12 protein-coding genes are annotated in these 12,271 nt (G+C 65.7%); 4 read left to right on the top strand and 8 right to left on the bottom strand.

Features of this window, described 5'->3' with window-relative positions:
* Window positions 1-82: 82 nt before the first annotated feature.
* Window positions 83-655: a hypothetical protein gene (locus J2848_RS02490; protein ID WP_149235490.1), complete on the bottom strand. Its 573-nt coding sequence runs from the start codon at window positions 653-655 to the stop codon at window positions 83-85.
* Between the two features lie 88 nt (window positions 656-743).
* A complete protein-coding gene (locus J2848_RS02495) occupies window positions 744-3,356 on the bottom strand; it encodes a glycosyltransferase family 2 protein (RefSeq protein ID WP_149235489.1) in 2,613 nt (870 codons plus the stop codon).
* A 256-nt stretch (window positions 3,357-3,612) separates the two neighbouring features.
* Between J2848_RS02495 and J2848_RS02500 the strand changes: the two genes are divergently transcribed.
* Together J2848_RS02500 and J2848_RS02505 are read left to right on the top strand one after the other, a co-directional pair.
* On the top strand, window positions 3,613-4,023 hold the full coding sequence (locus J2848_RS02500) for an HIT domain-containing protein (protein ID WP_149235488.1): 411 nt from the start codon (window positions 3,613-3,615) through the stop codon (window positions 4,021-4,023).
* Window positions 4,024-4,093: 70 nt separating this feature from the next.
* Complete coding sequence (locus tag J2848_RS02505) at window positions 4,094-4,291, top strand: hypothetical protein (RefSeq protein WP_149235487.1); 198 nt, start codon at window positions 4,094-4,096, stop codon at window positions 4,289-4,291.
* An 82-nt stretch (window positions 4,292-4,373) separates the two neighbouring features.
* Here the strand turns inward: J2848_RS02505 and J2848_RS02510 are convergent, their stop codons facing one another.
* The 3 genes from J2848_RS02510 to J2848_RS02520 form a co-directional block, all read right to left on the bottom strand.
* Complete coding sequence (locus J2848_RS02510; RefSeq protein ID WP_149235486.1) at window positions 4,374-5,327, bottom strand: ACT domain-containing protein; 954 nt, start codon at window positions 5,325-5,327, stop codon at window positions 4,374-4,376.
* Window position 5,328: 1 nt separating this feature from the next.
* Window positions 5,329-8,967, bottom strand: a complete 3,639-nt coding sequence (gene mfd, locus J2848_RS02515) for a transcription-repair coupling factor (RefSeq protein ID WP_149235485.1) — start codon at window positions 8,965-8,967, stop codon at window positions 5,329-5,331.
* Between the two features lie 62 nt (window positions 8,968-9,029).
* Window positions 9,030-9,338, bottom strand: coding sequence for an FAD assembly factor SdhE (locus J2848_RS02520; protein ID WP_149235484.1), 309 nt, complete (start codon window positions 9,336-9,338; stop codon window positions 9,030-9,032).
* A 234-nt stretch (window positions 9,339-9,572) separates the two neighbouring features.
* Here J2848_RS02520 and sugE point away from each other — a divergent pair, with 234 nt between their 5' ends.
* Entirely contained in the window at window positions 9,573-9,890 is a 318-nt protein-coding gene (gene sugE, locus J2848_RS02525) for a quaternary ammonium compound efflux SMR transporter SugE (RefSeq protein ID WP_149235483.1), read from the top strand.
* Window positions 9,891-9,906: 16 nt separating this feature from the next.
* Here the strand turns inward: sugE and J2848_RS02530 are convergent, their stop codons facing one another.
* The gene (locus tag J2848_RS02530) at window positions 9,907-10,446 is read right to left on the bottom strand and encodes a glycine cleavage system transcriptional repressor (RefSeq protein WP_149235482.1); all 540 of its coding nucleotides are present in this window, start codon (window positions 10,444-10,446) and stop codon (window positions 9,907-9,909) included.
* Between the two features lie 452 nt (window positions 10,447-10,898).
* Here J2848_RS02530 and J2848_RS02535 point away from each other — a divergent pair, with 452 nt between their 5' ends.
* On the top strand, window positions 10,899-11,354 hold the full coding sequence (locus J2848_RS02535) for a hypothetical protein (RefSeq protein WP_494546053.1): 456 nt from the start codon (window positions 10,899-10,901) through the stop codon (window positions 11,352-11,354).
* 13 nt (window positions 11,355-11,367) lie between these two features.
* Here the strand turns inward: J2848_RS02535 and J2848_RS02540 are convergent, their stop codons facing one another.
* Together J2848_RS02540 and J2848_RS02545 are read right to left on the bottom strand one after the other, a co-directional pair.
* Entirely contained in the window at window positions 11,368-11,664 is a 297-nt protein-coding gene (locus J2848_RS02540; protein WP_149235480.1) for an immunity protein Tsi6 family protein, read from the bottom strand.
* Window positions 11,665-11,695: 31 nt separating this feature from the next.
* A complete protein-coding gene (locus J2848_RS02545) occupies window positions 11,696-12,256 on the bottom strand; it encodes a polymorphic toxin type 46 domain-containing protein (protein WP_149235479.1) in 561 nt (186 codons plus the stop codon).
* Window positions 12,257-12,271: the final 15 nt, after the last annotated feature.

Raw genomic sequence — 12,271 nt, forward strand, 5'->3', positions numbered from 1 at the left:
GGTAAATGAAATGAAAAGCCCCGCCTTCCTTAAGGAAGGCGGGGCTTTTTGCTTTTGGGAAATGTTGGCTGGCGAATGTTTCCTACACATCCACCACCATGTGCGGCCGGAACGCTCCCTCCAGCGTCAGCAGCAGATGCAGGTAGACCGCCACCTTGCGTGCGCGGTCGGTGTTGCGGGTGAGGCAGTCGCGCAGTTGCTCGGCCAGGCGGGCGGTTTCCGGGTCTTGCGCGGGTGCGACGGCGGTAACGGCCTGGACGATGTGCTCGGGGTCGACGGGGATCGGCGCCGCAGGATCCTTTAGCAGCGCTTCGGCCAGCGCTTCCTCGTCATGATGGACCGGCGGATTGGGCGGCGCGGGTGGAGCGGCGCGGGACAGGTGACTGCGGAGATTGTCCTTCAGCCGGGCCCGCTGCCGTTCGTCCAGCCCGTCGAACTGGTCGACCTCGTCGAACAGAAGATCGTACAGGCGGCGGCGCTGCGGGTTGGGTGGGTTGTGGTCGCGCCGTTCCTGCTCGCGCTCTTGCTGCTCGCGCCGCGGGTTGCGGCGGTGGTTGCGGTCGGTGGCGCTGCCGGCCCGCTCGACGCCCGTGGTGGTGCGGACGCTGAACTCCGGCGGACCGATGCCGCGCCCGGAGGTGAGATTACCGGACATGAGCCGCCTCCCGGGACTGGTAACCCTGACGGTCAAGTCTGGCAGAGCCGGCGCTTTCGTCAATGCGAAAGCGCCGGCTTGTCGCAGGTCAGTCGCCGGCCCCGGCGCTGACGGTGTCGTCGGTGGTTTCCGGCTTGCTCTTGCCGAAACCGATGGTGGGGAAGACGTTGATCAGCGCGGTGATGAAGGCGGCCAGATAGGGCAGCGATTGCACCACCAGCAGGCCCGACCACATGAAGGCGTCGCGGTTCTCATGGCCGAAGACCATGACGATCGCCAGCGCCGCCCCCCACAGCGACACCAGCAGCACCAGTTCCTCCCGCGCCATCAGGAAGGCCTGCATCAGCGCCGGCTGGTTCTCGCATTTCGGCGTGCGGACGAAGGGTCTGCCAGAGGTGAACATGCCGAGCCACATGGCGCGGCCGACCGTGTGGGTCAGCGCCATGCCGGCTACCGCCGCGCCGACCTTGTCCCAGAATCCGCACTTCACCCGCGCCTCGTAGAGCCAGAGCGAGGCACCGACCTTGAAGGCGAAGACGCTGAGCGTCGGGATCATGAAGACGTTGGGTGGGAACTCGAAATATTTGGGGAAGGCCATCAGGCCGATGGACCACAGGATGCCGGCGATACCGAACACCATGTGGGCGGCGTCGGCGAACCAGGGCAACCAGCCGGTGATGAAATGATACTTCTGGCCGGCGGTCAGCTCCTTGGCTCCCGGCGACAGCTGACGCCAATGATGCTTCAGGATCTGCACGGCGCCATAGGCCCAGCGGAAACGCTGCGTCTTGTAGGCGGAGAAGCTGTCGGGAACCAGGCCCTTGCCGTAGCTCTCCGGCATGTAGACGGCCTCATAGCCATGCTCGAACAGGCGCAGGCCGAGGTCGGCATCCTCGGTGATGCACCATTCACCCCAGCGGCCGACCTTTTCCAGGGCCGACTTGCGGATGATGGTCATGGTGCCGTGCTGGATGATCGCGTTGCGCTCGTTGCGCTGGATCATGCCGATGTGGAAGAAGCCAGCATATTCCCAGTTGGTCATGCGCTGGAACAGGTCGTGTTCCCATTCGCGGTAGTCCTGCGGCGACTGGACGAAGCCGACCTCCGGCCGGTTGAAGTGCGGGATGGTCGCCTTCAGCCAGTCGGGATGGACCTGATAGTCGCTGTCGATGACGGCAATGTGTTCGGCGTCGGGTGCCGTTTGCGCCAGACCGAAGTTCAGCGCACCTGCCTTGAAGCCCGGCCAGTTGTCGAGGTGGAAGAAGCGGAACTTCGGCCCCAGCTTCTTGCAGTATTCCTCGATCGGCCGCCAGACCGCCGGATCCTTGGTGTTGTTGTCCAGCAGCAGGACTTCGTAATTCGGGTAGTCGAGACGGGCCAGCGCGTCCAGCGTCTGCATGACCATGTGCGGCGGTTCGTTGTAGCAGGGCACATGGATCGACACCTTCGCGGCATTGGGCAGCGGGGCGGCGGAGCAGGGGACGAACTTGCGCTTGAACTTGTGCTGCCAGACGACCTCGGTCAGTTCCATGCCGTCGATCAGCATGACCGCGAACAGCACGAGCTGGCAGAAGATCAGCAGGCCCCAGGCGATTTCGGTGGTCAGTGCGAGGCCGGCGGCGGACGCTGCGCTGACGGTGAAGACCAGGACGGAGGCAACCGCCTGGATCAGCCCGCCGTAGAAGATCTGGCCGCCGATCTTCAGGTCGCTGCGGCGCCACAGGAAGAACACCAGCGGCAGGAAACCCAACGCCACGGCGGTGGCGCACTTGATCTCCCAGTTGCGGATCTCGTGCACCCCGCCGATCATCGGGAACTTCGGGTTGCGCTGATAGTCCCACAAGCCCCAGCTGGTGCCGGCCGTGCCCTCGATCTCCCGCTTCCAGGGCTGATCGAAGGCCTCCATGATGAAGTAGTCGAGCTTGTTCTGGGCGGCGACGTTCAGGAAGTTGCGGATGAACTTGGCCTGGTTGACCTGGCTGGCCTCGGCGCCGCGGCGCCATGGGCCGTCGGCCGGCCAGCCGATCTCGCCGATCAGGATGTGCTTGTTGGGGTATTTCTGCTTCAGCTCGTTGAAGCGGAACATGGCGTAATCGACCGACTGGTCGACCGGCACGCCTTCCCAGTAGGGCAGCAGATGGACGGCGAGGAAATCGACCGCCTCCACCAGTTCCGGATGCTTCAGCCAGACGTGCCACGGTTCGGCGATGGAGACCGGGACGTTGACCTTCTTCTTCACCCGCTTGATGTAGTCGATGGCCTGCGGGACGGTCAGGTCGGCGCGCAGGATCGCCTCGTTGCCGACCAGCACGCGGCGGACGTTGCTGTTGGCGCGGGCGAGCTTGATCAGGCCGGCCAGTTCGGGCTCGTCGATCTCGGGCTTGCCGGTCGTCCAGGCGCCGGCAGTGACCGGCAGGCCATGCTTGCCGGCGATGGCCGCCACCATTTCCGAACCGTCGGTGGTCGAATAGGTGCGGACCGCCTTTACCGCGCCATCCAGCGCATCCATGTCCTTTTCGATGTCGTCGGCGGATGCCTTGTCACCCTTCGACGGGCTCTTGTCCGAATGGAAGGGGGTATAGGCGACGCCGGTGATGGCGCCGGCCCAGGACCGCTCGTCCACCGGACGGTTCCACAGCGCCCAGAAGGCGATGTTGCCGAGGATCACCAGGATCAGAACCGCAAAGGCCGATTTGCGCATGTGGGTCGTTCTCGCTCGCCGCACCAGAAAACATGGATGCGGCCCGCGGAAATGGCGCAAGGGGATCGTTGCCGCCCCGACCATTGCCTCGGACCGAACTCTATAATCGTCCAACGAATGCCGCTGCGCCGTATGGCCGGCGCGCACAGCCTTCTATACAAGCTTCGCGGTTGCCCCGCCACTGCCGGCTACAACAGAGCAGCCTCCGGATTATTCCGGGATGATGCTTCCGGGCAGCGCCAGAGAGGAGTGAAGCATGTTTTCCCTTAACGAACGGCTACAGGCAGATACCCGCCTTGTGACCGATCTGCGGCTCTGCCGGGTCCTGCTGATGAACAACCGGCTGTGGCCGTGGCTGATCCTGGTGCCGATGCGGGAGGATGCGGTGGAGATCCACCGGCTGGGGGAGGCCGATCAATTGACGCTGATGCGGGAAATCGCTCTGGCGTCCCGCGTGGTGGAGCGGCTGTTCGCGCCGGACAAGATGAATGTCGGGGCTTTGGGCAACATGGTGCCGCAGTTGCACGTCCATGTGATCGGGCGGACGCGCGGAGATCCGGCATGGCCGGGTCCGGTCTGGGGCTCCGGCCATGCAGAGCCGTATGAACCGGCGGAGGCTGCGGCACTCGTTGATCAGCTGGCGGAAGCATTGCGGGCCAACGAGTGAATTTGGCGCGTGAACTTTGCCGAGGCTGGGGTGTTTGTGTGGTCAACCAGCTTTACGGGAGACCGCTGCCATGGCCGATCAGGATCGCTCCAAATCCGTAACCTCCGACGCTTCGTCGGACGCCGCACAGCGAATCGAGGACAAGCTGGTCGACAAGACCGGCAAGGCCTCCGGCGATCCCGATAAGCCCGTCCAAAAGAAATGGGAGGAGATGGGCGAGCGGGAGGAGATCATCGAGCAGACCCAGCGGGAGGGTGGCAGGGACTGAGCCGTCCCGGAGGTGCCTGCGCCATGTCCACTTCCTGACCCTCTCCCTTCTTCCGGCGGGGGAGGGTCGGTGGCGCTCGCCCCTACCGCTTCACAGTGCAGGTCAGCGCCAGCACGTCCGCCGCCTTGTCCAGGTCGTCGGCGCGGACCAGCACATAGTCGGTGTTGTAGGTGGAGATTGCGAAGATCGGCAGATGGGCCTGGGCCAGCGGCACGGCGATGCGGGCCAGGACGCCGAACAGGGAGAAATCGAGGACGCCCTCCACCCGGAAGGCGCGCCAGCCGCGTTCGGCCTTCACGCCATCGGGCACACGCTCCTCGCGGCAGAGGATCGACAGTTCCTCGCCGCTGCGGGTGGCGCCGACCAGCGGGTCGGTCCAATCGAGCCAATCGGGCAGTCCGCCGCCCGGCGGTAACTGGGCCACTGCCAGACGATCGGGCAGGATCGTCAGGGTAAGACCGGTCTGTTCGCGCACCAGGGCGGCGGTCAGCGTCGCCTCGTCCACCTCGAAGGGTTTCAGGATGCGCCGGGCACGGGCGACGAGCGACGGTACGCCGGAGCGCATGGCGCGGCCCAGCATCTCCGCCGAGGTGGCGCGCAGGCCGGCGTCAGATTCGGCAAGATCGACCACGGCTTGCAACGCGCTGGTCTGGACGATGCGGCTGGGGCTGTTCTCGAACCAGTCGGCCAGCAGGACGGCGGCGCGGTGGCGCTGCTCCTCGGTCATGGTCAGGCGCGGCACGATCTGGGCGATGTGCCAGCGGACTTCCGCCTGTTCGATGGCGACGGCGTCGGTCAGCAGATGCTCGACGTAAGAGTCGAGCCAACCGGGATTGCCGCGTGACACCCGTTCCAGCGCATCGGCGGCGCGCATGCGCACGCTGGCATTGTGGTCGAACAGGCAGCCTACCAATTCGGCCAGCTTGCCGCGGTCGGCGGATACTTCGTCGGCAACGGAGGGAGCGTCGCCGACCGCCCGCCGGTCGCCAATCGCCAGCCGGCGAGCGAGCGAGGCGTTGCGGATCAGGTCATCCATCTCAACGCCGTCCGGTTGGACGGCCGAAGCGCGACGGCGTGCCGAAACGCGACGCGATCTTGGCACCGGTCGGCTTCGGCGGCGGCGGAGGAGGGGGCGGCGGGGTTTCGCCGCGCGGCACGCCACCGCCGGACGCCATCTCTGCCAGATCCTTCACCAGTTTCTGGACGCTGCGGACGCGGGCCTGCGGATCGGGCCATTCGCGGCTGTAGACCAGCTTATGGTCGGGCCGAAGCTTCATCAGCGTCAGATGCTGGGCGATGTAGGTGAGCAGCTTGGCCGGCTCCGCATAGAAATTGTCGTGGAATGCCAGCACCAGCCCCTTCGGCCCTGCATCGACCCGGTCGATGTTGGCCTGTTTGCACCAGCGCTTGATGGTGACGACGTCCAGCAGGTTCTCCACCTCCTCCGGCAGCTTGCCGAAGCGGTCGATCAGCTCGGCGGCGAAGCCGTCGACCTCGGCCCGGTCGACCAGATCGGCGATGCGGCGGTAGAGCGACAGCCGCACCGTCAGGTCGGGGACGTAGCTTTCCGGGATCAGAACCGGCGTGCCCAGGTTGATCTGCGGCACCCACTCCTGCGCCGCCGCCGCGGCGACCGCACCCTCCTGCATCGCGGCGCGGGCGTTGGCGACGGCCTCCTCCAGCATCTGCTGGTAAAGCTCGACACCGACCTCGCGCACCTGACCCGATTGTTCCTCGCCCAGCAGGTTGCCGGCACCGCGGATGTCCATGTCGTGGCTGGCGAGCTGGAAGCCGGCGCCCAGGCTGTCCAGCGTTTCGATGACGTGCAGGCGCTGCTGGGCCGTGGCGTTCAGCGGCTTGTTGGGCGCGTAGGTCAGATAGGCGTAGCCGCGCTTCTTCGACCGGCCGACGCGGCCGCGGATCTGGTAGAGCTGCGCCAGACCGAACAGGTCGGCACGGTGGACGATCAGCGTGTTGGCGTTGGGGATGTCGAGGCCGCTTTCGATGATGTTGGTGGCGAGCAGCACCTCGAACTTGCCCTCGTCGAAGGCGGTCATCACATCTTCCAGTTCGCTGGCCGGCATCTGGCCGTGGGCGGTGACGATCTTGACCTCCGGCACCAAGTCGCGCACCCGCTCCGCCACCTTCGTCAGATCCTCGATGCGCGGACAGACATAGAAGGTCTGGCCGCCGCGATAATGCTCGCGCAGGATCGCCTCGCGGATTACCACCGGGTCGTAGGGCAGGACGAAGGTGCGCACGGCCAGACGGTCGACCGGCGGGGTGGCGATCAGCGACAGCTCGCGAACGCCGGACAGCGCCATCTGCAGGGTGCGCGGGATCGGCGTGGCGGTCAGCGTCAGCACATGGATGTCGGCGCGCAGTTCCTTCAGCCGCTCCTTCTGCTTCACGCCGAAATGCTGCTCCTCGTCGACGATGACCATGCCGAGCCGCTTGAAGTCGAGGCCCTTGGCGAGCAGGGCATGGGTGCCGACGACGATGTCGGCCGTGCCCTCCGCCAACTCCTTCTTGACCAGCGTCTGTTCGCGGGCGGTGACCATGCGCGACAGCTGCACGACGCGCACCGGCAAGCCATTGAAACGGGTGGAGAAGGTGCGGAAATGCTGGCGGGCGAGCAGGGTGGTCGGCACGACGACGGCGACCTGCTTGCCGCTCATCGCCACCATGAAGGCGGCACGGAGCGCCACCTCGGTCTTGCCGAAGCCGACATCGCCGCAGACCAGCCGGTCCATCGGTCGGCCGCTGCCGAGGTCGGTAAAGATGTCCTCGATGGCCTTCAGCTGGTCGTCGGTCTCGGGGTAGGGGAAGCGGGCGGCGAATTCCTGATAGACCCCCTCCGGTGTCAGCACCGGGTCGGCCTTCTTCAGCATGCGCTCCGCTGCGATCTTCAGCAGAGCCTCGGCCATATCCTTCAGGCGCTTCTTGACCCGCGCCTTGCGGCCCTGCCAGCCGGCGCCGCCCAGCTTGTCGAGCTGGACATTGGCGTCCTCCGAGCCGTAGCGGGAGAGCACCTCGATGTTCTCGACCGGGACATACAGCTTGTCGCCGCCCTCATAGATCAGGCGCAGGCAGTCGTGCGGCGCGCCGGTGACCTCCAGCGTCTCCAGCCCGTCATAGCGGCCAATGCCGTGATCCATGTGGACGACGATGTCGCCCTCATGCAGGGCCGAATGCTCGGCGATGAAGTTGGCAGCCTTGCGTTTCTTCTTGGCCGGGCGGACCAGACGGTCGCCGAGGATGTCCTGTTCGGTGATGACGGCGAGATCGGCGGAAATGAAGCCGTGCTCCATCCCCAGCACGATGGTGCCGATGATGCCGCGGTCGAAGCGGCGGACATCCTCCATGCTCTCCGCCGGCTCCAGGCCGGGGATGCCATGGTCGGCCAGCACATTGGACAGGCGGTCGCGCGATCCGGCGGAATAGCCGGCGATCAGCACCCGGCGCCCGTCGGCGCGCAGCGCGCGGATATGGTCCTTCACCGAGTCGAAGACGTTCACGTCGGGGCGGTTGCGCTCCTCGGCGAAGTCGTGGCCGCGCCTGCCGCCGGCGTCGACCGTCCCCTTGATGCCGGGGGGTGTCGAAAAGATCTGGAGTTGCGCCACCGCACGCTCCGCCATCAGGGCATCCCAACCGGTGGAGTCGAGGAACATCGAGGAGACTGGCACCGGCTTGTAGACCGGCGATCCCGCCCGCTTCTCGATGGCCATCATCGAATCGCGCGAGGTATGGAAATCGACGATCTGGGCGATGCGGGCGTCGCGCGCCTCGTTGGCCTGATGGTCCAGGCTGACGATGCCGCGTGGCAGATAGTCCAGCACCGTGTCCATGCTCTCGTGGAACAGCGGCAGCCAATGCTCCATCCCGCCATAGGAGCGGCCGGCGGAGATCGCCTCGTAGAGCGGATCGTCGTCGGTGACCGCACCGAACAGCTCGCGGTAGCCGGAGCGGAAGCGGGCGATCCCGGCATCGTCGAGGAAGACCTCCGACATCGGCTTCAGCTCGACCTTGTCGCGCTTGTCGGTGGTGCGCTGGGTCATCGGATCGAAGGCGCGCACCCCCTCCAGCTCGTCGCCGAACAGGTCGAGGCGTAGCGGTTCCTCCGTCCCCGGCGGGAACAGGTCGACGATGCCGCCGCGCACCGCGAACTCGCCCGGCTCCCGCACCGTCTGGGCGCGGGTATAGCCGTTGCCGGCGAGGTAGCGTTGCAGCTTCTCCAGGTCGATCCGGTCGCGCAGCTTGGCGGTGAAGACCGCATCCTTGAAGGCGCTGCGCGGCGGCACCTTCTGCACCACGGCGTTGACCGTGGTCAGCACGATCAGCGGGGCCAGACCGTCGCGGTTCGCCGCCGCGTCGCGCCGGGCGATCAGGCGGGTCAGCGTGTCGATGCGCCGGGCGACGATGCCGCCGTTCGGCGACACCCGGTCATAGGGCAGGCAGTCCCAGGCCGGGAAGGTCATCACCTCCAGCTTCGGCGCGAAGAAGGCCAGCGCTTCCGCCAGCAGGGCGCAACGCGTGTCGTCCAGCGCCACATGCAACAGGCCGTAGCCGCCGGCCTTCTGCGCAAGCTCCGCCAGGATGCGGGCATCATGACCCTCGGGCGCGCCGCCGATCAGGAGACGGCCGGCGCGGCCGGGCTGGAGATCGTAACTGACCAAAGGAGGATGCCTCGGAGATGCGGGGGACAGGCTGGGAACGTCGGGGGCCTTGACCGGCTCCGTCAGGAGCCCTGACGTGGTGTGTATCGGAACGCCGTCAACAGGCGCATCACGTCAGTGTCATGCTCCGCCGGGACAGGCTCGCGCCCGGACATCCAGTCATAGAGGTCAGGATCGCCAAGTTCCAGCAACGCCTCGAAGCGGTCGAGCATGGCGTGGTCGAACCCGCCGACATGGGCGTCGGCGAAGCTGCCCATCAGCAGGTCCATTTCCCGTGTGCCGCGGTGCCAGGAGCGGAAGCGCAGCCGCTTGCGCCGGTTTTCGAGCGATTCGGCCTTCTCGGGAGCCGACTGGATGCCGTTTTCGGTCATTGCTGTCCAACGTCAAAAGCCCCCAGCGCCACCAGCGGCGAAGGGGGAACCATTCAGGAACCCCATCCTGCACGGGCCGGCGCGGCGATGCAACCTTGGCTGCCTGCCTTGCCCCCGGCTTGACCCTGCGCAGGGGATGTCCTATCTGCCCAATGGCCCGCGGGGACGGCCCCGCCAATTGAAAGAGGGTACCGGGTGGGGACGACCCCGCCATTCCAGGACGGAGGCACCGTCATGGCGTGGGTCACGCTGTTCATCGCCGGTCTTTTCGAAATTGGCTGGGCTATCGGCCTGAAATACACCGAAGGCTTCACCCGCCTCATCCCGAGCGTGCTGACCGCCACGGCGATGCTTGCGAGCATCCTGCTGCTGGGGGCGGCGCTGAAGAGCCTGCCGTTGGGCACGGCTTACGCGGTGTGGACGGGGATCGGCACGGTCGGCACGGCCCTGCTGGGCATGATGCTGTTCGGCGAACCCGCCGGCGCGCTGCGTCTGCTGTGTATCGCGGCGATCGTCGGCGGGATCGTGGGACTGAAGGTTCTGCATGGGTGAGGGGAGGTCACCCCTCTCAGAGCGCCTCGGTCCGGCAGGTCAGGCCCAGGGTTTCCGCGGTGTTCGCCACCGCTGACAGGCAAACATCCGCCCGCTCCGCCGGAATCGACACCGAGAAACGCAGGACATAGCGCTCGCCGACCCGGTCGGGCAGGGTCTGCGCGTCCAGCCGCACGATGTTGGCGTCGAACTGGGTGAAGATCTCGGACAGCCGTGCGACGAGGCCGGGCTGGTCGCCGCCCGACACTTCGACGCGGTGGGTGACCATGGCCTGCGGCCCCGGCTGGGGATCGAAGGCGAAGGGGGTGACCTTCACCTCGGCGCCGGCGAGGACGGGCAGCGACGACAAGCTGGCCTGTACCTCCGCCACCGTCAGGCCGGCGGGCAGTTCGCAAACGGCGGAAAACTCGGCCCCGGTGCCCAGCGAGGCGAAGGTGGCGTCGCGCAGGTTGATGCCCTGTTCGAACAGGTGGCTGGTGATGCCGGAAACCAGCCCGACCCGGTCCGGGCAGAAGGTGGAAACCAGGGCCAAGCCCGCAGTCGATTCCGTCGCCATCGCACATCTCCCGTATTGGCTTTTTTCGACGGGCACAGCGTGCCGTGCCGTTTCATTGGGCGATCATCGAAGCCGGGGGCCAGGAACGCCAGTGGAAAATCATCCCTCAGCCGCCCTCTGGCCACCCACTGGGTTCTGTCGCTAAACCGTATAGCCAATCATGACGGAAGGGATCTGGACGATGCCGACCTTGGGCATCGGTACCGTTGAGGTGGGGCATCATGAGATTGAATAGCTTCAGCTTTCCCACCAATTGCTCGCCGAGCTTTCGCCGTGCGATAAACGATCCTGTTAGTAAGGAGCCCAGGTGGTGTGAAGTGATAGAATCCCCAATCTATATTGTGACGGACGTTGAGTTAAACGGCCTTGTTCCAGGTCGCCACTCGATGCTGTCCTTCGGATCTGTCGCCGTAAGGCCAGACGGCCATCGTTGTGGCGAATTCGAGGCCGTCTTGGACACACTTGATAATGCGACGGTTGATCCGAACGTCATGGCCTTCTGGCAGACGCAGCCTGAAGCATATGCCGCCGCGACCAGAAATCCCGAAGCGCCAACAGCAGTAATGGGGCGTTTTGTTGATTGGGTAAGGCAAATGCCCGGTGATGCGATATTCGCTGCGCATCCGCTTGCGCTTGATGGACCGTGGATCGATTTTTACATGCGGACGTTCGCTTCCGAGTGTCTCTTTGAAGGGTCATGGCGACCCAACCGCTTGTTCAAGAGCGCACCATTGTGCTTGGCGTCCTTTGCTGCCGGAAGGCTGGGTTGGCCATCATGGACGTGCGATGTCGATCAATATCCCGCCGACTGGCTGGGTGACCATGAACACACGCACCGAGCTATCGACGATGCAAGGGGTTATGCTCACCTTCTCGTGACTCTCATGCGCGAGATCAGCCCGGCATGAGCTTGCTCTTTGGTTACACCGCCGACCCGCCGAACAGCCGGCGGGTGGCGGCGCTGATGGCGTGCAACTCCGCCGCCAGCGCCGGGTCGATGTCGTCGACATAGTGGGAAGCGAGCAGGCCGAAATTCAGGTCGTCGGCGCGGTCCAACCGTGTGGCTCCATCCCGCGCCGCGCCGTCGACATACTCAAGCTGGCGCTGGATGCTGGTCAGCCAAATGTTCTCCGGCTCCCGCCGTGCCAGCGCGGCAATCCCGGACTGAGCCAGCGCGATGCGGCGGCGCAGGTCATCAGTGGTGGCGATATCTGGCATGGCGGGACTCCGGTGCGATGGGGGCGGGGAGTTACTGTACCAGCCCACCGTTGGAGACACCCGCCTTAACGCTGTTGGGCACGACGACCTGGGTACAGCCGCCCTTGGTCTGCACGCTGGTGCCGGGGGTGGTCCAGCTGTCGACGATCGGGGCGGCGATCGACTTCAGGCCTTGGCCGCCGGGCAGAACCGCCTTGTATTCGGCCCGGCCAGCGCCGGAGATGCCGAGGCAGTCGGGCGTCGCCGTCGCCACGGGCGAGAAGAAGTTGCCGAAGCGGATGCTGTCATAGCCGGTGCGGACGAACTGGAACCAAGTGGTCCCGGTCGGCACCTCGATCACCTCCAGCGGCTTGGAGAAATCGATCCCCTTGGAATCATCGGCGTAGCGGGCGGAGGTAAGGTCGGTCGAGGCATAGAAATAGCTCGCCACCACCACGCGGGCGTTCAGTTGATCGGCGCTGGAGCCCGGAGCCTTGGCGACGGTCACCTGCTCGGCCGTCGGGGCCGTCTGCGCCAGCCCGGGAAGAGCCGAGGCCAGCGTCAGGCCGAGTGCGAGGGTTGCGGCCTTCAAAATGCGGGAAAACGAATTCATTGGCGATCATCCATC

Origin of the sequence: Azospirillum lipoferum (assembly GCF_024170005.1) — a bacterium.
In the GTDB taxonomy this organism is placed as follows: domain Bacteria; phylum Pseudomonadota; class Alphaproteobacteria; order Azospirillales; family Azospirillaceae; genus Azospirillum; species Azospirillum lipoferum.